This is a genomic window from Calothrix anomala FACHB-343 (assembly GCF_014696435.1).
In the GTDB taxonomy this organism is placed as follows: Bacteria; Cyanobacteriota; Cyanobacteriia; order Cyanobacteriales; family Nostocaceae; genus Aulosira; species Aulosira anomala_A.
In genome coordinates, this window is the sequence record NZ_JACJQG010000010.1 from 57,705 (window position 1) to 83,895 (window position 26,191).

The 26,191-nt window shown below is 39.1% G+C and carries 27 protein-coding genes; 11 read left to right on the forward strand and 16 right to left on the reverse strand.

The features are described from left to right. Positions 1 to 587: 587 nt before the first annotated feature. Positions 588 to 1,268 (reverse strand): hypothetical protein, encoded by a 681-nt coding sequence (locus H6G08_RS07515; protein ID WP_190540119.1) that lies wholly within the window; start codon positions 1,266 to 1,268, stop codon positions 588 to 590. 61 nt (positions 1,269 to 1,329) lie between these two features. On the opposite strand from H6G08_RS07515, the gene H6G08_RS07520 reads away from it, so the two are divergent. Both H6G08_RS07520 and H6G08_RS07525 read left to right on the forward strand, forming a co-directional pair. Next, the gene (locus H6G08_RS07520; protein WP_041457400.1) at positions 1,330 to 1,524 is read left to right on the forward strand and encodes a hypothetical protein; all 195 of its coding nucleotides are present in this window, start codon (positions 1,330 to 1,332) and stop codon (positions 1,522 to 1,524) included. Positions 1,525 to 1,552: 28 nt separating this feature from the next. Next, positions 1,553 to 1,915, forward strand: coding sequence for a hypothetical protein (locus H6G08_RS07525; RefSeq protein WP_190540121.1), 363 nt, complete (start codon positions 1,553 to 1,555; stop codon positions 1,913 to 1,915). A 297-nt stretch (positions 1,916 to 2,212) separates the two neighbouring features. Here H6G08_RS07525 and H6G08_RS07530 read toward each other — a convergent pair whose 3' ends face one another. Next, on the reverse strand, positions 2,213 to 2,518 hold the full coding sequence (locus tag H6G08_RS07530; protein ID WP_190540123.1) for a hypothetical protein: 306 nt from the start codon (positions 2,516 to 2,518) through the stop codon (positions 2,213 to 2,215). A gap of 306 nt (positions 2,519 to 2,824) precedes the next feature. Between H6G08_RS07530 and H6G08_RS07535 the strand changes: the two genes are divergently transcribed. Continuing rightward, positions 2,825 to 3,163 carry a hypothetical protein gene (locus H6G08_RS07535; protein WP_190540125.1) on the forward strand — a complete coding sequence of 113 codons (339 nt, stop codon included), beginning with the start codon at positions 2,825 to 2,827 and terminating at the stop codon, positions 3,161 to 3,163. Between the two features lie 5 nt (positions 3,164 to 3,168). Beyond that, positions 3,169 to 3,423: a hypothetical protein gene (locus H6G08_RS07540; protein ID WP_190540127.1), complete on the forward strand. Its 255-nt coding sequence runs from the start codon at positions 3,169 to 3,171 to the stop codon at positions 3,421 to 3,423. A gap of 263 nt (positions 3,424 to 3,686) precedes the next feature. On the opposite strand, the gene H6G08_RS07545 is transcribed toward H6G08_RS07540, so the two are convergent. Beyond that, positions 3,687 to 5,192: a relaxase/mobilization nuclease domain-containing protein gene (locus tag H6G08_RS07545; protein ID WP_242046092.1), complete on the reverse strand. Its 1,506-nt coding sequence runs from the start codon at positions 5,190 to 5,192 to the stop codon at positions 3,687 to 3,689. A 245-nt stretch (positions 5,193 to 5,437) separates the two neighbouring features. Then, the gene (locus H6G08_RS07550; RefSeq protein WP_242046093.1) at positions 5,438 to 5,962 is read right to left on the reverse strand and encodes a plasmid mobilization protein; all 525 of its coding nucleotides are present in this window, start codon (positions 5,960 to 5,962) and stop codon (positions 5,438 to 5,440) included. A gap of 1,096 nt (positions 5,963 to 7,058) precedes the next feature. Between H6G08_RS07550 and H6G08_RS07555 the strand changes: the two genes are divergently transcribed. Continuing rightward, positions 7,059 to 7,490: a hypothetical protein gene (locus H6G08_RS07555; RefSeq protein WP_156336150.1), complete on the forward strand. Its 432-nt coding sequence runs from the start codon at positions 7,059 to 7,061 to the stop codon at positions 7,488 to 7,490. Between the two features lie 225 nt (positions 7,491 to 7,715). After that, on the forward strand, positions 7,716 to 8,960 hold the full coding sequence (locus tag H6G08_RS07560) for a ParM/StbA family protein (RefSeq protein ID WP_190540129.1): 1,245 nt from the start codon (positions 7,716 to 7,718) through the stop codon (positions 8,958 to 8,960). Between the two features lie 92 nt (positions 8,961 to 9,052). On the opposite strand, the gene H6G08_RS07565 is transcribed toward H6G08_RS07560, so the two are convergent. Together H6G08_RS07565 and H6G08_RS07570 are read right to left on the reverse strand one after the other, a co-directional pair. Continuing rightward, positions 9,053 to 9,547, reverse strand: coding sequence for a hypothetical protein (locus H6G08_RS07565; protein ID WP_242046094.1), 495 nt, complete (start codon positions 9,545 to 9,547; stop codon positions 9,053 to 9,055). Between the two features lie 57 nt (positions 9,548 to 9,604). After that, positions 9,605 to 9,946, reverse strand: a complete 342-nt coding sequence (locus H6G08_RS07570) for a hypothetical protein (protein WP_011316729.1) — start codon at positions 9,944 to 9,946, stop codon at positions 9,605 to 9,607. A gap of 421 nt (positions 9,947 to 10,367) precedes the next feature. On the opposite strand from H6G08_RS07570, the gene H6G08_RS07575 reads away from it, so the two are divergent. Continuing rightward, positions 10,368 to 10,940, forward strand: coding sequence for a dihydrofolate reductase family protein (locus H6G08_RS07575; RefSeq protein WP_190540131.1), 573 nt, complete (start codon positions 10,368 to 10,370; stop codon positions 10,938 to 10,940). A gap of 103 nt (positions 10,941 to 11,043) precedes the next feature. Further along, positions 11,044 to 13,656: a phosphoenolpyruvate synthase gene (ppsA, locus tag H6G08_RS07580; protein WP_190540132.1), complete on the forward strand. Its 2,613-nt coding sequence runs from the start codon at positions 11,044 to 11,046 to the stop codon at positions 13,654 to 13,656. A 56-nt stretch (positions 13,657 to 13,712) separates the two neighbouring features. On the opposite strand, the gene H6G08_RS07585 is transcribed toward ppsA, so the two are convergent. The 4 genes from H6G08_RS07585 to ssb form a co-directional block, all read right to left on the reverse strand. After that, the gene (locus tag H6G08_RS07585; RefSeq protein WP_190540134.1) at positions 13,713 to 14,699 is read right to left on the reverse strand and encodes a ParB/RepB/Spo0J family partition protein; all 987 of its coding nucleotides are present in this window, start codon (positions 14,697 to 14,699) and stop codon (positions 13,713 to 13,715) included. After that, entirely contained in the window at positions 14,696 to 15,466 is a 771-nt protein-coding gene (locus H6G08_RS07590) for a ParA family protein (RefSeq protein ID WP_096585972.1), read from the reverse strand. The genes H6G08_RS07585 and H6G08_RS07590 overlap by 4 nt, the downstream gene beginning before the upstream one ends. A 138-nt stretch (positions 15,467 to 15,604) precedes the next feature. Further along, the gene (locus H6G08_RS07595; RefSeq protein WP_053458066.1) at positions 15,605 to 16,024 is read right to left on the reverse strand and encodes a hypothetical protein; all 420 of its coding nucleotides are present in this window, start codon (positions 16,022 to 16,024) and stop codon (positions 15,605 to 15,607) included. Between the two features lie 73 nt (positions 16,025 to 16,097). Beyond that, complete coding sequence (gene ssb, locus H6G08_RS07600) at positions 16,098 to 16,481, reverse strand: single-stranded DNA-binding protein (RefSeq protein ID WP_096733035.1); 384 nt, start codon at positions 16,479 to 16,481, stop codon at positions 16,098 to 16,100. A 235-nt stretch (positions 16,482 to 16,716) separates the two neighbouring features. Between ssb and H6G08_RS07605 the strand changes: the two genes are divergently transcribed. Next, positions 16,717 to 17,892, forward strand: coding sequence for a hypothetical protein (locus tag H6G08_RS07605; protein ID WP_190540136.1), 1,176 nt, complete (start codon positions 16,717 to 16,719; stop codon positions 17,890 to 17,892). 41 nt (positions 17,893 to 17,933) lie between these two features. Beyond that, a complete protein-coding gene (locus H6G08_RS07610) occupies positions 17,934 to 18,629 on the forward strand; it encodes a hypothetical protein (RefSeq protein ID WP_190540138.1) in 696 nt (231 codons plus the stop codon). A gap of 3 nt (positions 18,630 to 18,632) precedes the next feature. Here H6G08_RS07610 and H6G08_RS07615 read toward each other — a convergent pair whose 3' ends face one another. The 5 genes from H6G08_RS07615 to H6G08_RS07635 form a co-directional block, all read right to left on the reverse strand. Then, positions 18,633 to 19,304, reverse strand: a complete 672-nt coding sequence (locus H6G08_RS07615) for a hypothetical protein (protein WP_190540140.1) — start codon at positions 19,302 to 19,304, stop codon at positions 18,633 to 18,635. A gap of 78 nt (positions 19,305 to 19,382) precedes the next feature. After that, on the reverse strand, positions 19,383 to 20,258 hold the full coding sequence (locus tag H6G08_RS07620; protein ID WP_190540143.1) for a DNA polymerase III subunit delta': 876 nt from the start codon (positions 20,256 to 20,258) through the stop codon (positions 19,383 to 19,385). After that, positions 20,255 to 21,214, reverse strand: coding sequence for a DNA polymerase III subunit delta (gene holA / locus H6G08_RS07625; RefSeq protein WP_190540145.1), 960 nt, complete (start codon positions 21,212 to 21,214; stop codon positions 20,255 to 20,257). The genes H6G08_RS07620 and holA overlap by 4 nt, the downstream gene beginning before the upstream one ends. 121 nt (positions 21,215 to 21,335) lie before the next feature. Then, the gene (locus tag H6G08_RS07630) at positions 21,336 to 22,118 is read right to left on the reverse strand and encodes a hypothetical protein (RefSeq protein ID WP_190540147.1); all 783 of its coding nucleotides are present in this window, start codon (positions 22,116 to 22,118) and stop codon (positions 21,336 to 21,338) included. Positions 22,119 to 22,206: 88 nt separating this feature from the next. Further along, positions 22,207 to 24,024 (reverse strand): 3'-5' exonuclease, encoded by a 1,818-nt coding sequence (locus tag H6G08_RS07635; RefSeq protein WP_190540149.1) that lies wholly within the window; start codon positions 24,022 to 24,024, stop codon positions 22,207 to 22,209. Between the two features lie 141 nt (positions 24,025 to 24,165). Here H6G08_RS07635 and H6G08_RS07640 point away from each other — a divergent pair, with 141 nt between their 5' ends. Next, entirely contained in the window at positions 24,166 to 24,792 is a 627-nt protein-coding gene (locus tag H6G08_RS07640; protein ID WP_190540151.1) for a 2-phosphoglycerate kinase, read from the forward strand. 109 nt (positions 24,793 to 24,901) lie between these two features. Here H6G08_RS07640 and dnaX read toward each other — a convergent pair whose 3' ends face one another. Next, on the reverse strand, positions 24,902 to 26,191 hold the full coding sequence (dnaX, locus tag H6G08_RS07645) for a DNA polymerase III subunit gamma/tau (protein ID WP_190540153.1): 1,290 nt from the start codon (positions 26,189 to 26,191) through the stop codon (positions 24,902 to 24,904).

The following is a 26,191-nucleotide window of genomic DNA, read 5'->3' on the forward strand; positions in this document are numbered from 1 at the left end:
ATTTATAGGGGTTTGGGGCATCGAGATTCGCGCATAAAGTGAAATCGATTGTGAGATAAGGGTTTGAACCAAATAGCCAATTCGCAGATAAAGTGAAATTTTCTGCTTTGATTTAACAACAGCCCGAATGCTTTTAAAAACGTACTTAAGAAGTGCGATCGCCCGGTCTATAAAATTGCTAATACACTCTTGATAAGAAAGTAGCCAAGCTTTTGTACGTAACATTTAGGTTGTTAGGTATAAAGTACTATCATTATTACAAGAAATACTATGAATTTCTGTGATCAGATGCAAAATTTCAATTTATGTGCGAAGTCGCTTTGAGGCTCAAACGCTTAGTCAATAATCAATTTCACCTTATGCGCGAATTAGAGGGGCTGAAAACCCTGTAAATTCGTTCTTAGAATTTCACTTTATGCGCGAACCCACACTACAAGATTAAGCCAAAATTTTAGGGTTGCTCTTTGTTCTAGCTATTCTTTTTATTTATAGAAACTAGAACCAAGACGAAGTTGCACGTCTATGTAAGACTATGGTTAAAAATTTGACAGCAGTAATCGAAATAAATTTTTCCTTTTTTGCTGGTTTTATAAATTGCTTGGTGTAATTTCATCAATATTGAAAACTTCAACTGTAGCATTTGGACTGTTCATATCTGTAGTTTGTTCGAGTAGACGTGTTGCTTCCTCAAGCAATGTACTTGCGTTCTGAAGCAGTGTTCGCACTTGGGTTAACTTGTTTCGCCGTTCGATACCAAGTTGTGCTTCTATATACCGCGCATCATTATAATGGCTGAGGTGAATTACCCGTACTTGTTGTTCTTTCTCTGAAGGTGCAAATATTGCGTTTTCGGCAGTTAGTTTATAGTATGAGTACGTACCACTGGGGCGTTTAACATTGTAGATGTGGAGTTCGCAACTAGGTGGTGCGATGTACTGTCCGTCGAAGTTAGTAAGTCCAGTACGAATATTATCTAATGTGGTGGCGATCGCCTCGACGGCGGAGACAATACCTAACGATTCTGGTGACTGTGGGCAACCGCGCCTCATCAGCATCATAATGGCGGCAGAACGACGAGTCAGGCGAATTTGTTCTTGATACTGGCGCATTTGTTCTTCCCGGATACGAACAAGTTCCAGTTCTTCATCAGGGGTTAGTTCAACCGCACTCCCACAAGTTTTGTAATTTAAGCAGTCGCCAGGGTCTATGCCTGGGTGCAGCATCATACTGGCACAGTCAAATCCAAGTCCACATTTTTTCTTGGGCATGGGTTATTGTTCTTTGTTCTAGTTACTTTTATACTGTAATATAGCTAGAACAAAGAGGTTTATGGGCGAGATAAACGATGTTAGAATTTTTGCGCCTGAGCAAGATATTGCGTCGTGGCAGTCGTTGTTTGAGAAGATGGAAGCGCAGGGACTGGTTGAAATTGTCCAAAAACCAGATAAATTTTATGAAGTCAGGGGAAGTGAGAAACTTAAACGAGGGTATTTCAAGATTAAGCTGTTGCGCTGTGATTTATAAAAACATTTGAGTGTCTTAGCTAATAAATATGGTTAAACTAAAAACCCAAGAATATATAGCCAAGTACAGTGCTGAGTTTCCTGACGGAAGAATTAATCGTGAGCTTCCCTTCCCCACAGATACAATATCTGTAGTTTCCGATCCCAAAAATTGGCATTGTTATCCAGAAAACGTAGTCAGGATTTACTTGTCTAATTATGGGCAAGAGGTTTGGGTGGTGGGAGTAGGAGATTATCAGCACCCAACTATTTGTAACAGAGTGTTTGAAGAATTAGATGACGCTTGCAGCTTTATTGTTAATCGTCCTGATGCTATTTCTAAACAGTGGCTTGTTGAAAGCGGATTCGATTTTTTAGAACCTCCTGTATCAAAAGCTGAACGAATTGGTTGAAGTTGGTAATCGAGCGAATAAAATGAATAAAATTACTTTTCTCTAAAAATAAGATTAGAAATTATGTCAGAATATATTCGTCAAAATAGTTAGAAAAAATAAGTGTAAGTTGACAAATCAAACTATTAATTATATTGAGGTAATTCTGTATTGTGGCTCTTGGCTTATGAGTGCTGAATTCTTACTATATTAAGAGTATTAAGAGAAAAATCTTGCTGACTTGCCACCAATTTTACAATTGTATTTTTTTTAGTTTAGGCTTATTCTTATAAGCTTAAATTTTTCTCACCAATAGGCTCAAATAGCTATCATACAAACTTCTTGATGTCCGACAACTGCTTGTTCCCAAGTTGAATATCTCCAAAATTTACCACTGTATTCGCCTCCAAAAATCATAGTTTCAAAAAGCTGTGGTTCTTGATTCGGAAAATTAGAATAATCCTTCCCTAAAAAGATAGTAGATACTCTTCCCCACGAAAAAGTATCTAAAGCTACTTGTATATTGTTCTCATTTTTCCGCCAATCAGACCATTGCTCAAGACTTTCGGGCTTAATAGGTTGTTTATTTTCATCTAATATATAAAGCTCATCGAGTATATCCATATAATTTCTAAAATTTTGTGTCATAAGATAATTATCGGACAAACTTATGTGTATTGTGTACAGTTTGTCACCTCAGTCTTCGTACGCGACGTAAAAGTAATCTATCGCCTAGGCAACTGTCTTTATTGTGAGAGTTATGTTGTCAGAATTATATTTTAACAGACATTGCAGAACTGCAAAAATGCAAAACAATGTAAAATTGTTATATTACTTTCAACATTTATGACAAAAACAAGAGTTATGTCACAAAAAAGTAAAATTATAGAATTAGCTAACTAATTTTGGAACAAAATCTAACTTTTGATTATGTGCATAGATGAAACGATAGCATCTGATATTAAGGAAGCTGTAGCTAGAGTCTCTTGCTACTTAGATGATTTTGGCAGTCATATTAGCCACTTAAATTTTTTAATTGAAAATTTAGAAGATTTAAAAGAAGAATTTGCAGAAGGAACTGATAAAGATTCAATCGATACTTATTTGTACATTACATTATCCCGAATAACATCTACTAAAAATCGACTAGAAGAAGATATTAAAATTATTAAAAGTTACTTGACTTATTTTATTGAATCCTCTAGTAAAATACCTGAATTTACTTACGATTATGAAAAAAATAAAATCGAAAATAGACAAAAAAAATAAAAGTTATGCCTAAAAAAGATGTCTGGGTAGTATTTGGCCATTTTCTAGATTTAAATTACTATTACGTATCAAATACTGAATGGACTTTTGAAATAGAAGAAGCTTGCTTATTTAAAACTAAGGAATTAGCCGAAAGCACAGTCAGTAGGCTAAAAACTTATGAGAAAAAGAATCTAGAGTTTCACGGAATCAACCCAGATAGCTTGTCTGTTGAACGCACCCGCCTTGAAGTTAGCGAATTTCTACATTTTACGGTTTAATTTACCTCTAATAAATATAAATGCAAAAAATTGTACTTTTGATGGTTAGACACCAATAGACAAAACAATTTTTTATGCCCTACAAATCCACAAATAGCTGCCCCCAAATTTACATCCAGCTTGACAAAGAACCTGGATTGCTAGACGAAATTTTTAAAACCTAAACTGTTTAGTTTGCACTTGGTGACAACTTCGCCAACAGTGTCTTAGCCAGTCCTACCCCTAATTCTAAGTAGATTAAATTCTCTCTATCTACAGATTTACTACTGCTCAATACCTCTTTGCGATCGCGGTTTATCTATTAACGCTTGTTGGGTAAAGAAACGCAAACTTTCAATCTGCTCAATTTCGTTTGTGGTTAGTCGAGTTGGTATTTCTTCGTACCAGGTTCTCTGACTGTAGCAGGTTTGCATCACAGGAGTATTATCCCCATGACGGTAAACACTCAGAGTATTGCTATCTAAGCTGGCACTCAACTCCCGTCCTTTGATACGGAAGTTATTGGTAACAAGCATATAGTCAGTGATTATAGAAGGCAAATGTTTGAGAGTAGAAGGCAGAAGGTTAAGAGAAGGAGGAATAGGGGAAGATTGCTCTTCCAGGAATTGTTTAGCAGTGAGGCCATTTTCTTCTGAAATATCCTGTTGTGGGTGCTGTTTCTTTGGATGTGGTTGAACTTTTTTCTTGGTCTTATTAGTTTCCAATGTGGGGTTATCTTCTAATTTGGATTGTATTACTGGAATCTCACTTGGATAATTACTGTTTAGTGTATATGTACTAACAAGTGTTTTGGAGTTACTGTCAGTGTCACCATTACTATCACTTGTACTGCTGCTAGTAGGTTTATCATTATTTAAGTAATCATTATTACTTAAAATTATGCTATTTATGCGAGCAATTGCTCTGGCTTTAGCTTGTTGAATTACTTCTTTATCTTTATCTGGGTCGTACATTATTCCATATTCAGACCGCAGTTTGTTCCAGCTATAAGGTTTGTATACTTGATAACCTGCAATTTTGACATCATTATGAATGTAGGTAAAGCCTAGTAGTTCTTCCCCCTGCATCTTAGGCAATACTCCAATGTTGTTTTCCTCCAGGCGTTCAATGAACGTAGAGACGGTGGGACGATCCTTAATGGCTTCTCCTATTGCTTGGCGAATAATTTCCTTACTGGTTGGAGTTTTGTGCTTACTGTTAACTGCTCTAATACTTTTTGATCGGTTGGGGCTGGTAAGTGTAATTATTCCGTACTCTTGCTCTAACCTAGAGGCGACGGCTTCATTTGTTGTTGGAGTTATTTCTAATCCTAGTTCCGCCGCGATGCGTCTAGTTGAAACTTGGGAGTTGAAATAATCATAGGAATCATTAACTAAGCTGCCATCTAACCGAATCCGGGAGGCGATTATATGCAGGTGTTCGTGGTTGCGATCGTGGTGGCGTACTGCAACAAACTGACTGGTAGCTGCTACAGATGATTCTTCTTTGGGCAAGTATCCCATATCCTTGAGATATTCTCTTGCTACATAACTGTACTGACTGTTGGATAAATGCTCGTGGTAGTTCGGGCGGTGTGCGATTGAGATGATGAGGTGAGCACACTGCCGTTTAACTGCTTTGTTGGTGTACTTGATGGTGAGAAACTGCTGGTTAAATTCGTCTGGCTTTGTTCCCATCATATTAGTATCGACAATCGCAGCATCATCTTTCCCCAAGACATACTTGAGCGTGTCGATAAAATTGGGTTTTTTGTAGATGACGGGAATCAAGTTGAGGTTAGAGTTTAGTCGCTAAGAACGTTTTTCCAACCTAGCAATTCTACTTAGAAACGCAAAGAACTTGACTGTAAAGATTTGAACAAAGTTTAATTATTGCCTAATCTCAACTAATATCAATAAACAAAATAGAGATTTATCGCTTCTTAATTTCTCTACTTTCTATATATATCAGCACTTATATCGAAGTATTCAAATTTGAATACTTCGTTATTGATTAGTATAAGTTCTCAACAAGCTTATTTTTCTATTTCTTGCTTGTGTACAGGATTCCCAGCGTCTTGTTTAGAGCCTGCGATCTCTATATTAAATGCAGCAGCAATAGTTTTATCTACGAGTGCGATCGCAATTTCGACTTGGTTAATAATTTGTTGGTTGTTTGTTTCCTTGGCAAGGTGAGATAACATCATCAGTTCGCTTTTGAGGGTTCCTGCCGTAGCACGGATGGTTATTACATCTGCGGGTGGTTTTGCTGCTAGCACTCGTCTTAACCCACATGAACGTAGATACTCAGATGCCGTTTGTCCTGTGGCGGTGGCTTTCTCCTCAATGGCATTTTTTTCTTCCTCAAAGACGTATACCTTAACTAATTTGGTTCGTTTAGCAGGCCTATTTACCATACCTTGTTTAATCATTGGACTGGGGGATGTATCACGCTTTTCTGTACTGTGCCAGGGAACTCGTTGGACAACCAAAAGTTCCACTTTTCTCACGCACACTACCATTGCGGATAATATAGCCGTTATCCTTGGTATAACTGACATTGCGGCTATATGGCTCTCGTAATAGTACTGCAACTGCTGTGAAATCGCTTTTACAAGCATTATGCTGTTAGGGTCGAACTATGCGATCGCAGATTATTCTCTATGTAAAAATACTTACTTCATTATAAAATCTAGTCTTTATTTCCTGTCCTTAACTAGAGAAGGAGAATATTGTGTTTTTTGTTAAAAATAATACATATTTTATTTATTGTAGAATGCTGAGAGCCGTGCAGTAATCGTGCCATTGTAGTTATAAAAAGATTATCAGTCAATAATCAAGTGTGCGATCATGAAATTTTGCCTAAGTATATAAACTTAATTTAATGTATAAAATCAACTGAAAATGATTTGTTTAAAATTGAGCGTATATTAATTAGATTAGGTTTGTACTACAATTTTGTATTTTTGTAGCATATAAAAATATGAGTTGTATAGAACTTATTATCAATTAATTGTAATTATTGATAATAAATCTAGGTTGAAATAGGCCCATTTGCCATACCTTGTTTACTAGCATGATTGCACCAAGTGCGAGGGTAGGATGTAGTAGAGCGTGCAGTGAGTACGGGAAAAGTAAGCAGAGAGTAAGCGGTGAGTACTAGGGAAGTGCGTGTGTCTTATGTAGGTCTAATTTAAATGGAAAAAGTATACTAAATCAATAATTTAACTAATAAATAGAGATTTTTTACCACTTAGTCAGTGAGTACTCGGCAAGTTGCGGGAGAGTACTGAGGAAGTAGCTTGGGGCGTACAGATATAGTAATTTTAGTCACTTTTACATTACTGGAAATGTTGATTAAGCCTATCAAATAAGTGGTTTTAATATTACTAATTACTACATTATGTAGTATAAAATTGGCTAATTGTAATTTGAATTAATTAGGTTAAAAGTTGAGATTGTTTTATTACTGTTGATTGTTGTAACTAACTCGGAGGGGGAATTATGCCAAGGAAGGTGCAATCAGATTATGTAGAATTGTCAGTGGCAAGAAAGAAAGGTTCTAGTGAAGCGAGATTGTTGCAATACCTGAAGGACAGTGAAAAGGGAGGGGGGGATATGATAATGGAGGCGATAATTCCCCTCTATCTCCCCTATATGCTCTACTCAGAGGGTGTAAGGGGTGAAAAATTATCTTCGTGTGTATTGGATGCGATCGCGCAGTTGGAAGTACAAATAATTAAGATGAAACGGGCTTTCGGGATGGAGGGACTTGCCCAAGTAGTGCTAGTGCAGCCTTATGGTAGTGGACTTCCCACTTCTGCTGCAACTACCACACAACCTCATGGTAGTGGAGTTTTTTCTCTGATAGCTGCAACTGATATTCAGGCTCAAGCAGAGAAGAGTGCGAGTTTTTTTACGGGCGTAGTTTCGACCGATGATGTTTCTGTTTCATCAGAGGTGCCGCTTGTTGTGGAGGAACAGTCTTTTCAAGAGGAAGATTTGGATGATGATTTCTTCAATGATGATGAAGATGATGTGATTGCTAAAGCAGAGATAGAAGTTGATCCGGGATTTCGTTTAGAGTAAGGAAACTGTATCCAGCGATCTCATTTGTAGATTGTCCACCCTATAGATTTGGGTATCAAGGTGGTGAGGTCATCGTCTGCGCTGCAAAAAAAAATGGATGATAATTGTAAAATTTTTTCTAAGACAGGGTAATACTGCTGTAAAGTAAGCCTTTTTCCATACCGAGTTAATACTTATAAAGGTTAAATTGTAAGCAATAGCAGAGATGAATTGAAACCTTTATATATGCCCAAAACTAAGGAGAAATCAGATTTAAAAAAGATAGTAATTACGATTGATATGGGTGCGAGTAAAACCAAGGCTATCGTTCAGGAGTATCCAGAAGGAAAGCCTGTTGTTTTACTTTTAGACTCAGAAATAGCGGATGTTGCTAAAGCCTCAGTTGAAAGCGTCCAACAAGAAGGTAGTCCTGAATCTCGTGCTTGGGTAGGAATTGGTGATGAGTATTACGCCTTGGGAGAACTTGCTCGTCGTCGGTTTGGGGGTATATCGCAACTGAGGGAGTTAAAATACGAACTAGCAGTTCCCAAAATTTGCGGAGCATTTTGGCTGGCTAAGGAGAAGTTGAACCTGGGTAATGATGTTGCAGCTTACTTGAGTGTCCTGCTGCCGCCGGGTGAAGTGCAAGACAAGGAACAGTTACAAATTCGGTTGAAGGATGCGTTTCGGGGGTTTGATACACCAGCAGGTAAGATGCGGGTGAAAATGCTTCGTTATGATGCAGCTTCTGAAGGTAGTGGAATATTTTTCCACCGTAGGCGAACGCTTGGCGATCGCGTACCTGTTTCGATGTATGTAATGCTTGGTTATCGCAACGCGAGTATTTTCACCTTTCGCAGTGGTTCGATTGGCGCAGGAATAACCAGCAATTTTGGTATGTCTTGGTTAGTAAATAATTTGATTTCCAAAACATCGGGACTAAGCCCTGATAATTCCAATATTATTGAGGTACTGATAGAAGCTGGAGCCAGTTGTGACCCCCAGGTGATGCAAAAACTCTCACGCAAGCGCAAAGGTGATGAGATTCAACTTGATGGAGAGTTGATGTCCAAAGCTTTATTACTTGCTAGAGACGAATATTGGCGTGCGATCGCTAGGTGGTTGCGCTCGAAGATGGATGAAGATATTGAAGAACTGGTATTTTGCGGAGGAACTGCGGATTACATTCGTCCTGAAATAGATGCTTACTTCCAGAAAGAGGGGATGAAAGTATCCTTGCACGCTAATATTTTTATACCTGATGAAATATCTTCTGGTATGGGCAATCGGATGGCGGATGTTTGGGCTTTTCACCAGCACATGATTATTCAGTTTGATAAGTTAACTGGTTATATACGCTCTGAGGTTGTACCGTTAAATAAATCTGTTGAAGGTAATACAAATAATACAGGTGAAGAAGTCAAACGTAGGTATAACTTTACGCCTTGTGAGCGGCCTAGTACCTTTATTGCTGTAAACGAGAATGTTTGATAGGTTCAGGCAAAAATAAATGTAGTAAAAAAAGAATCAGCTAGAGTGAAGTGCTGCATAAAACAGTACTTTCTAACTGATTCTTTGAGATTTTAGTATGGCTGTTGCTCTAGCATTTGGGAGCAATCAACGTGAGAATTGGTAATTTCTGGAATGTGCTGAATTACAGAGTTAATTTGCTCCACATCTGCATATTGTTGTTCTCGTCTTTTGCGGAGTTCCCATGATTTACGGTTATAAGCTAACAAGTCTTCCAAACTCATGTTGAATTTGTATTTGGCGAAATTCAATAATTGTTCTGTGGTGTAACGACAATCTTCAGGACGACCAAAACAAATTTCAAACTGAAGCTTAAAAGCTTTCCAATCGAAATTGTCAGACCCCAGTTGCCGTAGTGATTCGCGTCCGTAAAGGTCACGAATTGAATAGAAAATTGTGTTGTATTTACGCACGTCGAATGATTCAATCTTGAATTGCTCCATTGTTGAATCATCGACTGTAGCAGCTTGAGCTTTAGTAGATTTATTAGCAGCCATAGTTGTTTCCTTGATGAGTGTTTCGCTTTTAGCTGCGTTAGCATTAGTCAAAAAAATAAATCCCACTCTGTATGAGCGAGATTTTCTGTAAAATCAGATTATTTGTGATTATTTTGCTAATAAACGTTCGCGTTGTAGCCAAGTACGTTTGTTGACTTCGAGTAATTCTTCTAAGCCTTTGTTGAAGTGCTTAATGGAATAGTCAACCATTTGTTGTACACTGTATTTGGGGTTTTCGACTGAGCCGAACGTAGCAATAAATCTTGTTTTAAAAGCATCCCATTGTGTTTTATTCCAGTTAGTCTGTGACTGTGCTTGAATAGTTTTACCCCAGGTTTCTTGTAGCCCGTAGTAGACTGCTTTAAACTTACGCTCGTTGTAGTCAGCAATTTTGTAAATACCCATTGCGTTGTCATCAATTAAACTAACTTTTTTGGTTTTAGTAGCCATAATTTTTATCTCCTATGTGAGAGTTACTTCTTAAGGATTTGAGCGTTAGCTATAGTGCTTTCTCTTCTTTATTTGGACGTAAGTCCGTGTAAAAAATAACAATCTTAAATTGGAAATGAATGCTAACGCCTCCGCTACTATCCTGTTTTCAAAAATTTTCAAATAGCCCTGTTGTGTCACTATCGCGGTAGCGGCAGCTAGTGAGCGATACCTTCTCCTGTCAAAGACGCTCCGCGTAGCTTGCTTCCCCGCAGGGGTACGGCACACTTCTCTACGAGAGGCTACGCCAACGTGAACGCCGTATAACAACGCCCATGCACACCGACCGCCGAGAGCGATCGGTTATGATACAAAGGCGATCTGCGGCGGGTGATGGACATCGTTAGGTGCTTGAAGTCATATTTAGGAGTTGCATACAAAAATGAAAACTCAGTACTTTACAGCGACAAGTCTTGATGGCTTCATTGCAACTGAGAATGACTCACTAGATTGGCTGTTTGGGCTTGGTGACCTGAATGACTCTAGCTATCCAGAGTTCATTTCAGATGTGGGTGCGTTGGCAATGGGATCGGCAACTTACGAGTGGATGATACGCAACGCCGAAAAGGTTGCAACTGAGACTGGCTTTGCGTGGCCATACACTCAGCCAGCCTGGATATTTTCTAGTCGCAAGCTGACAATAATCGAAGGTGCGAACATCCGATTCGTCAATGGAGATGTGCAGCATGTCCACACCCAAATGCGAGCTGCTGCTGGCACTAAAAACATCTGGATAGTTGGAGGCGGAGATTTGGCTGGTCAGTTCTACGATGCTGGTTTACTGGATGAGCTGATCATCCAGGTTGGCTCGGCCACCCTCGGCAAGGGTAAGCCGTTATTCCCTCGCAGAGTACTAAGCCCAGTTCTGCGCCTAGTGTCTGTTCATCAGATGGGTGCTGGCATGGCTGAGTTGCGCTATGAAGTACACAAAGGCGGTTTGAGTGGAGCCGCCTAACAATTACAATGCAGCGGACTGTTGAAGATACTGGTTGTGATGCAAAAGCTGTTTGCCGCCGCTGATTGCAACCGTAGTATGAATTGCCAAAGGAGGAAAACTGATGAGTTCATTTGTCCTTTGTTTTCAAGATATTGACAAAACAAAACTCAAGGTCGTTGGTGGTAAAGGCGCGAACCTGGGGGAACTTACCAAGATAGAAGGAATACTCGTACCAGATGGCTTTTGTATTTCTACTGAAGCTTTTAAAAAAATAATTGAGGAAACGTCGTCGATTAACGAATTACTCGCTCGGTTATCGCTTCTGAAAGTGGAAGACAGGGATAAAATCAGTGAACTTAGCGGTGAGATTCGCTCTTTCATCGAAAGGATAACCATCCCTCAAGACATTAATGAAGAGATCGCCCGCTTCCTCTCCAGGCTTGGAGAAAAAAATGCCTATGCAGTAAGATCCAGCGCAACTGCTGAGGATTTACCGACAGCCTCTTTTGCAGGCCAGCAGGATACGTATTTGAACATTATTGGAAAGGAAGCAATTTTAAAGCATATCAGTAAATGCTGGGCATCGCTATTTACCGAAAGAGCAGTAATTTACCGCCTCCAAAACGGCTTCGACCACCGTAAAGTCTACCTGTCTGTGGTTATTCAAAAGATGGTCTTTCCGCAGGTGGCAGGAATTTTGTTTACTGCCGATCCCGTCACTTCTAACAGAAAAGTATTATCCATTGATGCGGGCTTCGGACTTGGTGAAGCCTTGGTCAGAGGTATGGTGAATGCTGATATCTATAAAGTGCGTAACGGCAAGGTTATCGCTAAGAAAATATCCACCAAGAAACTTGCTATTTACGCCTTAAAAGATGGCGGTACAAAAGAACAAGAGATTGAGCCTGAAAGACAGAACAGGCAAGCACTGACAGACGAGCAGATTTTACAGCTTGAGCGCATCGGTAGAAAAATTGAAGCACATTTCGGCTGCCCCCAGGACATCGAATGGTGTTTGGTTGATGATACATTTCATATTGTCCAGAGTCGCCCCATCACGACTTTATATCCCATTCCTGAAACGAATGATCGGGAAAATCACGTCTTTGTTTCTGTCGGTCACAACCAAATGATGACCGATGCCATGAAACCATTGGGATTGTCTTTTTTCCTGTTAATGACCCATGCACCCATGCATACGGCTGGTGGCAGGTTGTTTGTTGATGTGACAGCGACGCTAGCTTCACCTGCCAGCAGAGAAACTATATTAAACGTCACATTGGGAAAATCTGATCCGCTCATGAAAGATGCACTGACAACCATCCTAGAGCGAGGAGATTTTATCAAATTGTTACCCGATGATCCGCGTCCCGGCAAAAGCAGTAAAGGTCGATCGCCTGCGGATTTTCAAACCCTAAACGACTACGATCCGGCGATTGTTGCTGAGTTGATTCAACAGAGTCAAACCTCGATCGACGCGTTAAAACAAACTATCCAAACGAAATCAGGATCGGATCTGTTTGATTTTATCCTGGAAGATATCCAGCAATTAAAGCAGACCCACTCTGATTCACAGAGTTTTGGTGTGTTTATGACTGCTATGAATGCTTCTTCGTGGATCAATGAAAAAATGAACAAGTGGTTAGGCGAAAAAAACGCAGCGGACACGCTTTCTCAATCTGTACCCAACAATATTACTTCCGAAATGGGTCTGGAACTATTGGATGTCGCAGATGTGATTCGTCCTTATCCTGAAGTAATTGATTATTTACAACAGGTAAAAGATGACAACTTTCTGGATGAATTGGTTAAGTTTGATGGAGGAAAAGAAACCCAAGACGCTATCTATGCTTATCTCAACAAATACGGAATGCGATGTGCCGGAGAAATCGATATTACTAAAACTCGTTGGAGTGAAAAACCAACTACACTTGTCCCCATAATTCTCAGTAATATCAAAAACTTTGAGCCTGGTGCTGGCGATCGCAAATTTGAGCAAGGGCGACAGTCAGCTTTGAAAAAAGAACAAGAGTTATTAGAGCGATTGCAGCAATTACCGGATGGCGAACAAAAAGCTAAGGAAACAAAACGAATGATTGACCTAATCCGGAATTTCATCGGTTATCGTGAATATCCCAAATACGCCATAGTTAATCGCTACTTTGTTTATAAGAAAGCTTTACTCAAAGAAGCCGAACAACTCTTACAAGCGGGCGTTATTCATGAAAAAGAAGATATATACTATCTCACTTTTGAAGAACTTCGCGAAGTCGTAGGCACAAATAAAATTGATTACCGGATGATCGGCAAACGAAAAGATGAGTACAAATTATATGAAAAACTAACTCCCCCACGTGTTATTACGTCTGATGGTGAAATCATTGCAGGTCGATACAAACGCTCAAATCTTCCAGCCGAAGCTATTGTAGGTCTACCTGTTTCCTCCGGAGTTATAGAGGGACGAGCGCGTGTCATCTTAAACATGGAAGATGCCGATCTAGAAGATGGAGATATATTAGTCACCTCCTTTACTGACCCTAGCTGGACACCATTGTTTGTATCCATAAAAGGCCTAGTTACCGAAGTTGGTGGTCTAATGACACATGGAGCAGTTATCGCACGTGAATATGGCATAAGTGCAGTTGTTGGAGTGGATAATGCTACCAAACTGATCGATGACGGACAGAGAATTCGGGTTAATGGAACGGATGGCTATGTAGAAATCCTCAGTTAATATACTCTGTAATGATGACTTAATCTATGAGTTGACTTCTAGCCATCCAGTACCTTTTACAGAGAGTTGTCCGAGACTAGACTACCTTGCTGTAAAGAAGGATCATCTTTGTTTTCTTCTTCTAGAAGTGCTTCAATTTGAGTAAAAAGCTTATTAATTTTTTTTAGCTTTTTCTCATCATTCCAAATTTTACTTTTTCTAAGTGCTTTGTATATTTTATCAACTTTTTCTTTTTGCTCTTGGTTATGAGATGATGGCTTACTTTCTGACTGTGAGGTCAGAATATTTCCTACTAGAATCCTAATTTCAGATAGTGATAAACTTTCTATGATCACTTTATTTAAAACTTTCTGTCTTACATCATCATTTTTTATCCGGTTGATTTCCTTAGCTTTTGTATATTCAATTTCACCTTTTTGCAGTGCGGTTTGGATATCTAAATGGAGTTTGAGTAAAGGAAGACGATTGGCTACAAATGACTGCCAAGTAATTTTTCCTAACCTCAAGAATACATCTTGTATGATTCGTCCTTCATCACTAACCATAACGTTATGGTTAGAATTACCTTTGCTTTCGTTATTCATGTCATAGAGCAGTTTGATCGTTGTCTCTTGGTCAATATCGAGTTCTTCGGCTAGTAATTCGAGAATTCCGATAGTTTCTTCATAGGCATTGAGGTCTTCCCTTTGGAGGTTTTCAACTAAGCGTAGTTTACGAGCTTTTTTCTCGTCGCACTCAATAATGACTACAGGGATTTCTTGAAGTTTTGCGATTTCACAAGCTTTGAGACGGCGTTCACCAGCTACTAGCTCGTACTTGTCTTCCTGAAGCTTTCTAACGACAATGGGTTCTAGTAACCCTACTTCCCTAATGCTGTCAGCGAGTGATTTGAGTTTTATGGGGTCAAAATAGCGACGGGGCTGACTTGGCGGAAGGATAATTTGAGATAAAGGTAAAGTGGAATCGGATAAAGATTGTTCTTCTTCATCTCCAAATAAATTATCAAGTCCAGTAAGTTTTTCTAGTTCGCGTTTTTGGCTCATAGTTGAGTAATATATTTTGTAATTTCTTCGAGTATGCTAACTGCGGGGTGGTTTTTTTTGTGGAGTGCAAGTGGTAGATGTGCTTGGGTTGCGTCAGGAAAAGCTGTTGATTTAGGAATGGGGGCAGTAACGTGTATCCGTCCTTCAACCTGTTGTTTAATTTCTTCCAGTATTCCTGTGTCTTGAAGATTACGATTATCGTATTTGGTTGGAATTATACAGGCAATTTGTAATTTCTGGTGTCCTCCTTTTTTGAGTCGGGCAATTGTTTCTAGCAGTTGGTTGGTGCCAAGATAGCACTTATATTGCGTTTCAACAGGAATAATAACGTGTGAAGCAGCTACTAAGCTCATAATGCTTAGAATTCCTAGAGAAGGCGGGCAATCAATCAAAATATAATCATACTGGTCAAGTACATTTGATAGCACAAACTTGAGCCGTTGGCGGTTGTCGATGGTCAAGTCATGAAAAATTTTTTGCTCCGTACCTGCCAATTGGATATTTGTTGGTACAATGTGCATCCCGTGAATAGGTTTTTCCCATATATACAGGGGAGTTTCTTCAGCGATCGCACCATAGATAGTTTGTTCAGTTTGCAGCTTCACTTCCCCTAATCCCATAAAGGCTGTTAGTGATGCTTGTGGGTCCATATCCACAAGCAGTACACGGTGTTTTTTAGCAAGGTGGTATCCAAGATTGTGTGTAATTGTCGTTTTAGCTGCACCACCTGACTGATTGAAAGTTGCGATTATTTTGGTTGATGACATATGTTGCTGAAGCGATTTTTTGAATTTATGTCAGCGATTCTACCAAACAGTGGATTTTTATTTTGGATTTTTGAAAAAAAATAACGCTAGCTCAAACAAGTAAACCTGTCTGGACTAGCATTATTCAGTTAATTGGTTCTAAAATGGAGGTTCTTCGTCTAGGTCTTCATTTGTCGAAGTAACGTTATCTTCGAGTAATTCCTTAGCAAAATCGGGAGTTTCAGGCGAGTGAGAGTTTTTGCTAACTTGGGTAAGTTCGTTAATAGGTTGTGCTGAGATAAAGTTTCTAATTACGAATGTGGCAATCTTTTCTTTGTACTCACCCCTGTTATCTACTACTAAATCAAGATATCCTTCTGCTGTACCATGTACGCCTTCCCCCTGTTCGTTGATGACGACAGCAGGTGCGCCCTTGGAACGGAATGGTATCTCGTCAGTAACGACTCCTTCCTTGGAACGGTAGTAGAATTCAGCAATTCCAAAAGCAATCAAGGAACCTTCTTTGTCGTGGGTTGTGTTCACTGATTTAAGATTAATAGTTGCAGTATTATGAATCATGGTCGTTTGATTTGTAGATTGATTAGATGGTTGATCGCCTATGATTTATACTGCATAGGCGATTTGTAATTTTCTAGAAATTTGCGTTAGCTACAGCCTGTGTTTCGTTTGATACAGAAGTAGATGTAGATTCTTCCTTACGGGGTGAACCTAATAATTCGATGGCGTTGATTGTGATTACAGGTTTTTGCCGCATAGTACCAGAATTTTTATCAGCCCAACGATCAAATCCAAACTCACCAGTAATTGCAATCTGAGTTCCTTTACGAACGTAATTTCCAATCACTTCTGCTTGATTTCCCCAAGCGACTAAATCAAACCAAAGAGCTTGTTCACTTCTGTAGGGGGGTCTTACTGCAATAGAGATTGAAGCCTTAACTGCACCGGACTCGAAATATTTCAGATCGGGTTCTTGTCCACATCTGCCAACTAGCATGACTTTGTTGATATAGTTCATAACGCGAGAATTTATATATTTCTCTTATTGCTGCGTCAGCATTAGTTCTTTTAGGATTTATTATTTTGACGAATTGTTTTATTTAAAGCACACTTTTTGCTTCATACTTGTGAGTTATTTTTGATTCCTGTTTCTCATACCATTGCGGTTTTTACTAAGGAACGGCTAATAATCCTGTGCTATGGTGGGATCGCAAATGCCGTGGTATGTATCTAAAAATTATAAGTAATGACTTATGCTTGAATATCTTCTCCTGAAGCGAGTAAGTATTTGTAAGCTGATGCTCTTGGCTCTGATGTGGATACAGTTCGATGAAGATAGCCAAAACCAGCTAACTCCTGACTACTCTTCACCTTTGCAAGTAGAAAATCTTACGTGGTTAGGAGAAACATATGTTGGAGAAGAGGTTGAGCATTTTTGTGATGTTTCCAATACCGCTAGGATAGGCGTTTGGAGAGAAATTCTAGAACTGAAGTTAGTAGATTTAATTGCTGATTTACCAACTTGTTTGCACGATGCTTCATGGTTTGCTCTACTGGCAATTACTATGATGTTGGTGGATAAGGAATTAGAGGGGATATGCGTACACCCACAAGATGAGTATTTTGCCCGGACTCTTGCGCTTGAAAGTTTGGCAGATTTGAGTGATTCTTACTTAGCCAAAGGTCATCCTTATTTAGATTTTCCTTTATCATTAGAAGACGCTAAATCATTACTGCCAGTTAATAGAAAGCAGGAGCTAGAAATTGAGTTAGAGAAATTTCTTATTGATACTTATGAAGACGATTTTGATGATGAAGCACCTCATATTAATGAGTTTTCATCCATCTACTTACAGGATATTTTAAAAGAGTTTTTTGTTGAATCTGACTGGCAAGGTGATATCAATCAAGAGACGGTTGCACAGCTTCAAGAAAAGTATGGCTCACAATATTCAGAAGGTGCATTCTCTCCTGAAACTAAGGAACACGAGCGTTGGGGCAAAACGCTTGTTTTTCTTAAACAGTTTATAGGTCTGGATTCCAGTTTTATCGAAAGCCAAAGCGATTTGTTCCTTGATGAATCTCAAGCAGCTGATTTACCTAATTACTTCCGTATCAAGACCCGTTTAGAACGTTGGCAAGACCGAACAGTTGTTTTATCCCGGTTGGTTCATACTTTAGTTCATTTTTTACTGGTAGGACAAAATTATCATCCCAGTCATATACAAGATTTGATGGCTATTCCAGCTTCTTCACGGGCTATATTCAGCCTACAAGCTTGTTTAGGTATAGCTGCTTACAGAAGTGGTTATTACATGGCTGCTTCAAATATTCCCGAATCAGAAATTGGGCGGAATTGGTTGCTACAAAAAGCTTTTCCTAACCTGCTTGAGTTTTATCAAACAGGTCGTTTGAATGCAAAACAGTAATTAATATTCTGCTGTTGGTTAATAGAGACAAATTTATATTTATGAAAAAATATTTATTTATAGGATTATTCTTACTGGTTGGATGTTCATCTCCAGAAAAAGAAAATAAAGTTTCAGCTATAGAATCGAATCCTTCACCTACGCCTTCATTATCTTCAGCTAATGTTAATAATGCTACGCCGTCGTTAAATTCAGAAGTGTTACCTGATTTATCAAATAAAGAGAAGCTTGGAGAAGTTAGTGCAGAGAACGACTTAATTGACTCGTTTTATTTTGATGGTAATGGTGTAAAAGTGAGTTTGACTGTAGCGGCTGATAAAGCTTGTTTTGTCTACGTGCGGCGCAGTACTCCAGACCGAGTTGGTGAGGTTGAAATTGAGTCACTACGGCGCGAAAAGTTAGGTCTATGGCGTTCGTATAATACTCAGCGTCTTCTAACTCAACCTGCTGGTAATAGACTAAGCGTTTATTCATCAAGTGAGGAACTTTATTCTACTTATGAAAATCCTGCCTTATCACCAGAAATTCTTGTAGCAGCAAAAGAATTGAAGGAGCGTGAAAAATCATTTAAATTACTTTTGCGTCAGGACTTGAGGGCAAGTGAATCAGCAAGACGAATTTATGTCAATCAGTGTCAGAAATTAGGCAATTTTTATTACAAGGAAGAACTTCCTCCTCTCACGGACAAAGAGAGGAAGGAATTTGGGAGAAGTGTTGAAAAAAGTACTAACAATTAGTTATTAAAACAGTGACAACTGCTCCATCTTAGTATTACTTTCAGTTGAATTTGCTGTAACAGCGTGTTTGTTGTTCTTTGAAGACTTTTTACCCCATCCCTCTTTCGCCGCGTGTTTGACTACACGAGAACGAATATCAGCAGCCAGGGTTTCATAATCAGAGCGAATTTTGTTATACGAAACCGGAGTTGTACCAATCTTTTCCCAGAGGTTTTCGTAGTTGAAATTCTTGAAAGGTCTGTGTCTGACAAGGGCATCATAACTTGCCCAGAGGTAAACATCTGTCCATTGGGATGATAGCGGCACTTCAAAAGCAATTGGCATCATCAGTGCAACAACTTCGCTACTAGAGGCGAGTTTACCTACTTCTCCCTTGTCTATCTCTTGTAAAGCTGCATCTAATCTATCAACTGCGATCGCTTTTCCTACCCACGTGGGAATTGACTGTTGCCAGCTGTTCTGCTGAGTAACAATTGGCCCGGCGATGTATTGAACAATTTCACGACTTGCTCCTGCTAGATCGAGTAGGCTGGCTGTTACAGCTTTATTAATCCCTTGGCTGGTTAGTAGTTGAAGTATTTTTCTAGTGCTGGGGTTTAATATTTCGCTGGTTTTTTGGTTTTTACTGTTGCGGATGGTTTCTTCGACATCGAATAAACTGTGCTGCTGGTTCATATCTTTTATGTGTAAACTAATACTGCCAGCTAGAAATACTTCTAACTGGCAGTGCTTTTTGATAATGAGTGGGTGTTGTTATGGCAGAAGTAGGGTATCCCAAACGCTTCTGGGCGTAACGTGATGCAGCAATTGCTGTCTTGCTTGGGTGAATTTAGCTAGTAGCTTAGTACTTTTTAATTTCTGCCACCAGTTGTATTGCAGGTAGGTAAGCAACCATAACTGCGTCTGGTGATTCCAGCTTGAGATGGAGTTACTCAAACTGAGTGCCTTGAGAATATCGTCAGGAGGCACTTCCAGTTGACTTGTGATTTCTTGTGAGATGGAACCTAACATTTTAATATTGGCGATCGCTTGACCAGGACTGCCCGAACTGATAGCTAGTATTTTTTCTGTTGCCTCAATCTGTTGGTTTTTAAGGACAGAAATAACCTCCTCATCAGTTAACCTTTGGAAAGGTATGATTTGACACCTACTCTTGATAGTGGGTAATAGCTTTTGAGGATAGGATGATATCAGAATAAACGTTCCAGTTTTAGGTTCTTCCAGCGTCTTGAGAAGTTTGTTAGCGGCAGTAGGGTTGAGCATATCTGCTTCGTGGATAATCACCACCTTTTGCTTGCCCTCGACTGCACTAGTTGAGAGAAATTCAATTACCTCGCGCACCTGTTCTACTCGGATAGCAGGTACACCTTTCTGCTGGGCGGTGTTTTCGGTATAGGTTGGTTTGATTTGTAAGATGTCTAGATGTTTAGATTCTCCTGCGTTCGTGGAGCGACTTCCTTTTGAGAGTATTGCATTTGCAAATGCCAGAGCAGTTTTTCCTTTGCCCACTCCTTCAACTTCGCTGCTAAATAGGTATGCGGGAGCAATTTGATTACGTTCGATTGCTTCAGTTAGTAGAAGTTTGGCGGTATGCTGTCCGATGATTTCTGTAAATAAGTCGTTTTTCATATCGTGCAAATTTCGATAATTCGGCTAGTTAAATTGTTAGTGCCGCTTTTGAGTTCCGTTTCGAGTTGTAAAAGTAAGGTAAGGCTGTTTTTCAGTTTTTTAACGCCTATAAACTTGATTTCATCTTTGAGGTAATATAATCTTTTAGGGTTTTTCAGTTCGGCTATTTCTGCAATCTTAGTATCAGATAATTTAGCTTCTACGCCAGCTTTAGTTATTAGCCAAGTGCGAAAAACTGACGTAAGAGTTGCTACTATTTTGAGTGGATGTTCATTACTATCTAGTAGTTTATCCACCTGCGCTATTGCCAAGTTTGAATGATTTCTTAACATAGCCATAGTAAGCTTTTGGTAGTCAGCATTGTGATTACTAACTAATTGTTTTATCTCGTCAAAAGAAATAATTTTTTCACTTGCATAGACAGCAAGTTTAGCAAATTCGCTATCGGCTCGTGCAGTGTTATTACCAATTGCTTCAACTAGATAATCAGTCACATCTGGTGTAAGTTTAACTTGATGGATAGCTGCATACTTCCCTATCAAATTAACTATCCCCTTTTTATCCCAACAAGGAACGAGAGGAAACTCTTCTTGTTGAGCATATTTTAGGATAGTTTTGACTACTGTTCTGCGGGAATCTGGCTTTTTGTTACTAGTAATTAAAAGAATGTTACTTGCAGGTATTCGAGAAAGTTGATTTTCAATTTCTTGGTTATTATCCTCATTTGATAAACTTCCAATTAAATGCTCGCTGTCTGTATGAACAATCTTATTACCCTCTCCAAAGGGTAAAGTCATAACCTCAGTAAAAACCTTGGCAGCAATATTTTTCTCATTTGCAGATAGCTTGATGTAGTTGAAAGCTTTCCATTCAGTATGAACATTTTGATTCACCAAATGGTTTATTTTTTGATTGAGCGAATAGGTATCTTCGCCGTAGTATAGGTATACTGGCATTGCAGATTAGATAAACATCTAATTATCATGCGTTAGTTATCAGCAGTGGTTAAAAAAAGAAGAGTTAGTATTAACTCTTTCTGCTTGGTATTTATTATGTAGTGACCAGTAAATACCTTACTTAAGTTTGTGCTGGTTGTACGAAATTTTGAATTGAATCTTTATCAATATGGTTCTCTACTGGTTTATTACCCAAGTATTTGCGCCAAGAATCTAACTGTTGAAGGTACTCTATTACTCCACTAGAACCAGCTACCTCGTATAGTGTAATAGCTGTTTCCCATTCCTTTAAGCTGGCTTGTTTCTCTGAGAGAATTTTGACTATAGCTTCGGGAAGTTTAGTGTCTTGACCAGTATCTAAATTTAGGTGTGATGTGTTTTCTAGTAATATTTCTTGTCCACATAGAGTAACACCATCATCTTTTATATTTGTAGTATGAATTTGAACATTAATCTCTGATAAAGGAAGAGTATATTGAAGAAATTTTTTAACTTTTTTGGTTTTAGTATTTCTCCTTTTTGATTTAATGATAACTGGGTTGTTTGGTTCTGCAACTTCGTAACATTGAGGGAGTTCTAGAGAGAGTTGACCTGTTAAGTGCCATGATGCGCTTCGTTTTTCTGGTGGGGTAATGCGATAAGAGAACTCAGCCGTTTTCCTGGGATCGCCAGACTTTCTTAGTTTAACCCACATGTTGTAGCTGATAATTCCTTGGATGTAACTTTTCGGGTCTAATATTACTGGGGTTGTGTTTTCCCACCACTCAATTTGAACTACGCGATCGCCATCTAATTCGTAGATAGTTCTAACTCTGGCATTAGGATGAGACGAAAGGAATGAGTTTACCCAAGCCCTTTGCTTTTTATTAAGCCTGGGCTTGCGAGAAGAGGATTTATTTTTCATTAGTTACAGACAAATCAGAATGTATGAATTTGAAAAACATTCATATTTATTAGCTTTGAGATTTACGTAAAATCTCAACTTTGTTCGTTTAGAAAAGAGATAACTGACGTTTGTTACTTTCTAGTGTCGCAGGAGCAGCTATTTTAAGAATTTCTTCTCGCCTTTTTTCAATTAAGTGAAGATAGTATTGGCGTGAGTAATTTTCATTACTGCTGATATTAGTTATGCCGCTAATTCCGTAATAGTAAGTTACTACATCTCCAGGTTTCCCTAGTTTGAGGATTTCTTTTTCGCCCTCTTTAATTTTGCGTGTGATTGCAAGTTTTTCTTTTGGATATTCCCTTGATAAAATCTGGGATTTGATGTGTGCATAATAATCTTCTGCTACTGATACATTTTGAATTAGCAGGGTTAAATACTCAATAGAAAACTCTTTCTCTAGTTGAGAGCGATCGCGGTTGCGCCAGTTGCCTTTAGTGATGATTTTCCCGTCTGGAAGCCATAAAAGGTAATTTTTGGTTCCCCGTTCTGGAATAAACATAGCGTCAGCGATAAACTCTAGCTTGACAGTTATCCCTTTAGGCAATTGAGATTGAAGTAAACTACGTACCTCTTCTGGGTTGGGATGGGTGAAAAACACTCCATCGGTGTCAACTTCCACAGGAGTACCACCGTGCTGAGTGATAATTTCAATCATTAGCTTGAGTACTTTTCGACTGTAGGCTGTAACTAATGCAGCAGCCTCCATATCATTGAACGCGAGTTCAGACGTGCCGAAGAATCCAAACTCAGAGTTAGCTAAAACCTTGATGGATTCTCTTTTTTCCTTAGCAGCAACATCTCCAGCAGATGCAAGTTGTTCCAGCCTAGATTTTTCATTCACCAAATATTGCAGAATACTTAGCCCAATACGTTCTGTATCTTTAATTGAGCAAATACCCTTATCTAGCATTGCCCAAGGGTGCATTGAGCTAATATCTGCATATCCAACTCTTCTATACAGTCCAGGAATAGAGTAGGCCATCCCTCCTTGGAATTTGTACTTGCGATCGGGTTTTGGTTTATAACCTGGATAATGATGCTCAAATATTCGTTCCCATTTAGTACCATTACCAGCAAGTGTTAGCTGCTGGAGATTCATTTCCGGTACAATTAGTGCTTCGTAATAGTATGAGGGTACAAGTCTATTCGCAATTAGCCGGGTGTCTTCGAGGTCGTAGACAAGATACTCTTTTAGGCGTTTCCATCCCTTACTGTTGGGGCCATCTTTCCAACAAGCGAGGATTTCCTCATAGGGAAGAACTAGCCTAGTATTCTGGCGCAGTCCCATGTCCAATACAGCCTTTTTGAGCGATCTGCCGTTAGTTAACTTTTTGGCTATGAAATCCCACCTCAGAACACATATATAAATGTCTACGTGTTGGCTATTTCGGATGAACACCTCCTGAACTTTTAGTGGCTCACCCCGTACTTGGGCGGTACGAATAGTCCGAGATTTGGATGCAACTTGAAATGGGTGTTTTATACCGTGCAAGTTGCATCGAGTAATAATAAATGGAATATCAAATGCCATCCCGTTATAGGTGAAAATGACATCTGGATTTCTTTTACTGAGATGGTTGATAAATTTGGTCAGTATTTTAGCTTCTGAGATATCCATGAAAATAGTAGAATATCCCCTTGAATCCATACAACCAATAGCATAGATACGGCTTTCAAAGGGGTTTATTCCTGCTGTTTCGATATCGACAAATATTTGTGAAAGTTCCTGATACGGCTTGAGTTGTATTTTGGATTGCCAAGGTTTTATTGGAGAGGGGTCTTTCCAATAAATGTTTAGTTTGTCTTCATCAACAACGATTATTCCTCTAGATTTTTTTACAAAATCTCTGTGGTTATAATTCATTAATTAGAGATTTTCCTAATTCATGTTGATATTAATTTTTAACTATCAAGTTAACTGCGTATGCTGCTGTGGTAGTAAATGTTAATTTATTTGGTTATTTGATTAAATAAATATAGAAATAAGTATGGTTAATCAGTACTTATGAATGAATTAAGCAATGAAACACGAGTGATTTTAATTGGTGGCTCCTCTCATGTAGGCAAATCCACCCTTGGCCAATCTTTGGCGGCGAGGCTTGGTTGGAGTTATCGTTCTACAGACAAACTCGCTCGGCATCCTGGACATCCTTGGGTGGGTGCAAATAGAAATGCTATTCCAGAACACGTAGCAGAACATTATGGAACTTTGTCTGTTGACGCTCTTTTTGTAGATGTATTGTCGCATTATGAGAAAAATGTGTTACCGCAAGTCGAGATTATCGTTCATTCTCATGCGTCTGATTTATCAACGGAATGCCTTATCCTTGAAGGCTCTGCATTATGGCCTGAATTTGTAGCGAATTTAGTTAGCGAAAATGGTGTTAAAGCGATTTGGCTTACGGCTAGTGACCAACTCTTCTCTTACCGAATCTTTAGTGAAAGTAATTTTTATAATGTAAGTGAGGATAAAAAACACCTAATTCAAAAGTTTTTAGACCGTACCTTATTATATAATAAACGCATGAGGGAGAAGGTTGAACATCTCGGATTTATATGTATTGATGTAGAATCTGTGTCAGTGGCAGACGAACTTTCAAAGAAATGTATGGAATTGATGCAGGTTGCCTAAATGAGAGTATTTTAATAAATATTAAGCCCTTTAGTAGTTTTAGCATTTTAATTGTTACTAAAAAACTATAAATTGAGGATTATAACTATAGTTATAACCCTCATTAAAGTTAAGCTTGCTGTAATTGTTTTTGTTGCAGCTTTTGGACAGCTTCTACCCAAGCAGGTGCCTTTTTACCATTAATAGGTGTCAGCTTTTGCCAGTGTTCTTGTAACTGGGCTTGTGTTAAGTGGGGTAATTGTTCCTTGCCCCAGTTAATCGCATCTTGAGCAGTTTTCCAATCCTTCCAGGGTTGTGATTGGTGACTACCCTTGTTGGTTGGAACTATCTCGATAAGTGTAGCTTCTAACCAAAGGTGTGCGTCTTCATCCCGCATGAGATTTTGGCGTGCCATTAAGATTGCGATCGCGTTTCGGATCTGGTCGATATTCCACAACTGCGAGATACTTACTAATTCCTCCCAGGTGTCCTCTTCTAGCTGTGTAAGATGTCTGCTATTGGGATTAGTTTTGCACACAAGTAAGTCTTTGAGGAAGTTGACAAGACTTGTATGGATGGCAGTTGGCAGTTTACCAGATTCAATCCAATCTTGGAGAATGCCTAAATTGCCCGTAATTTCTCCTTTGATGATATTTTCACAGACGGTGAGTAGATCGTATTCGGGAATAGTGCCTGATAGTTCCCAAACCCAGTTAGAGGTAATTTCCTCTTCACCTAGTAAAGTTAGCTGATCTAACAGTTTGAGTGAGTCGCGCAGATGTCCCTTGTTTGCTTTAGCTACGGCGGTAACTGCTGATGGTGCAATGTTGATACTTTCTTGGTGAGATATTTGTTCTAGGTAGCTTGCAACTAGCGAGACAGGAACTCTCTTAAAGTCAAACTTTTGGCAACGGGAGACAATGGTTTCTGGAACTTTGTGTAACTCGGTTGTGCAGAAGATAAATACTACATGACGGGGAGGGCTTTCAATGGTTTTGAGAAGTGCTTGCCACGATTGGCTGCTTAGGGCATGACATTCATCAATAATGAATATTTTGAATCTACCCTCCACTGGTGCAAACTGGATAGTGGATATAAGCTCTCGGATCAGTTCTACTCCACTATTACTTGCTGCATCCAGCTCGGTTACATCAACAGAAGAAGATGCTGTAATTCCCTTGCATGAATTGCATTCTCCACAGGGCTTGGTTGCCGGCTCATTGCTTGACTGACAGTTAAGAGATTTAGCGATGATGCGGGCGGTACTGGTTTTGCCCGTACCTTTGGGGCCACTAAATAGGTAAGCAGGTGCAATCTTTTGGAGCGCGATCGCATTTATGAGAGTGCGAACGATATGTTCTTGCCCAATAACTTCACTAAGAGTCTGGGGACGGTATTTGAGATGTAGTGGTTGGTACAT

Bases quoted from the DNA above. Each gene is read 5' to 3' on its own strand.
- H6G08_RS07515 (WP_190540119.1), bottom strand. From the start codon at position 1,268: ATGCCCAAGAAAAAATGTGGACTTGGATTTGACTGTGCCAGTATGATG.
- H6G08_RS07520 (WP_041457400.1), top strand. From the start codon at position 1,330: ATGGGCGAGATAAACGATGTTAGAATTTTTGCGCCTGAGCAAGATATT.
- H6G08_RS07525 (WP_190540121.1), top strand. From the start codon at position 1,553: ATGGTTAAACTAAAAACCCAAGAATATATAGCCAAGTACAGTGCTGAG.
- H6G08_RS07530 (WP_190540123.1), bottom strand. From the start codon at position 2,518: ATGGATATACTCGATGAGCTTTATATATTAGATGAAAATAAACAACCT.
- H6G08_RS07535 (WP_190540125.1), top strand. From the start codon at position 2,825: ATGTGCATAGATGAAACGATAGCATCTGATATTAAGGAAGCTGTAGCT.
- H6G08_RS07540 (WP_190540127.1), top strand. From the start codon at position 3,169: ATGCCTAAAAAAGATGTCTGGGTAGTATTTGGCCATTTTCTAGATTTA.
- H6G08_RS07550 (WP_242046093.1), bottom strand. From the start codon at position 5,962: ATGTCAGTTATACCAAGGATAACGGCTATATTATCCGCAATGGTAGTG.
- H6G08_RS07555 (WP_156336150.1), top strand. From the start codon at position 7,059: ATGCTCTACTCAGAGGGTGTAAGGGGTGAAAAATTATCTTCGTGTGTA.
- H6G08_RS07560 (WP_190540129.1), top strand. From the start codon at position 7,716: ATGCCCAAAACTAAGGAGAAATCAGATTTAAAAAAGATAGTAATTACG.
- H6G08_RS07570 (WP_011316729.1), bottom strand. From the start codon at position 9,946: ATGGCTACTAAAACCAAAAAAGTTAGTTTAATTGATGACAACGCAATG.
- H6G08_RS07575 (WP_190540131.1), top strand. From the start codon at position 10,368: ATGAAAACTCAGTACTTTACAGCGACAAGTCTTGATGGCTTCATTGCA.
- ppsA (WP_190540132.1), top strand. From the start codon at position 11,044: ATGAGTTCATTTGTCCTTTGTTTTCAAGATATTGACAAAACAAAACTC.
- H6G08_RS07585 (WP_190540134.1), bottom strand. From the start codon at position 14,699: ATGAGCCAAAAACGCGAACTAGAAAAACTTACTGGACTTGATAATTTA.
- H6G08_RS07590 (WP_096585972.1), bottom strand. From the start codon at position 15,466: ATGTCATCAACCAAAATAATCGCAACTTTCAATCAGTCAGGTGGTGCA.
- H6G08_RS07595 (WP_053458066.1), bottom strand. From the start codon at position 16,024: ATGATTCATAATACTGCAACTATTAATCTTAAATCAGTGAACACAACC.
- ssb (WP_096733035.1), bottom strand. From the start codon at position 16,481: ATGAACTATATCAACAAAGTCATGCTAGTTGGCAGATGTGGACAAGAA.
- H6G08_RS07605 (WP_190540136.1), top strand. From the start codon at position 16,717: ATGCTTGAATATCTTCTCCTGAAGCGAGTAAGTATTTGTAAGCTGATG.
- H6G08_RS07610 (WP_190540138.1), top strand. From the start codon at position 17,934: ATGAAAAAATATTTATTTATAGGATTATTCTTACTGGTTGGATGTTCA.
- H6G08_RS07615 (WP_190540140.1), bottom strand. From the start codon at position 19,304: ATGAACCAGCAGCACAGTTTATTCGATGTCGAAGAAACCATCCGCAAC.
- H6G08_RS07620 (WP_190540143.1), bottom strand. From the start codon at position 20,258: ATGAAAAACGACTTATTTACAGAAATCATCGGACAGCATACCGCCAAA.
- holA (WP_190540145.1), bottom strand. From the start codon at position 21,214: ATGCCAGTATACCTATACTACGGCGAAGATACCTATTCGCTCAATCAA.
- H6G08_RS07630 (WP_190540147.1), bottom strand. From the start codon at position 22,118: ATGAAAAATAAATCCTCTTCTCGCAAGCCCAGGCTTAATAAAAAGCAA.
- H6G08_RS07635 (WP_190540149.1), bottom strand. From the start codon at position 24,024: ATGAATTATAACCACAGAGATTTTGTAAAAAAATCTAGAGGAATAATC.
- H6G08_RS07640 (WP_190540151.1), top strand. From the start codon at position 24,166: ATGAATGAATTAAGCAATGAAACACGAGTGATTTTAATTGGTGGCTCC.
- dnaX (WP_190540153.1), bottom strand. From the start codon at position 26,191: ATGTACCAACCACTACATCTCAAATACCGTCCCCAGACTCTTAGTGAA.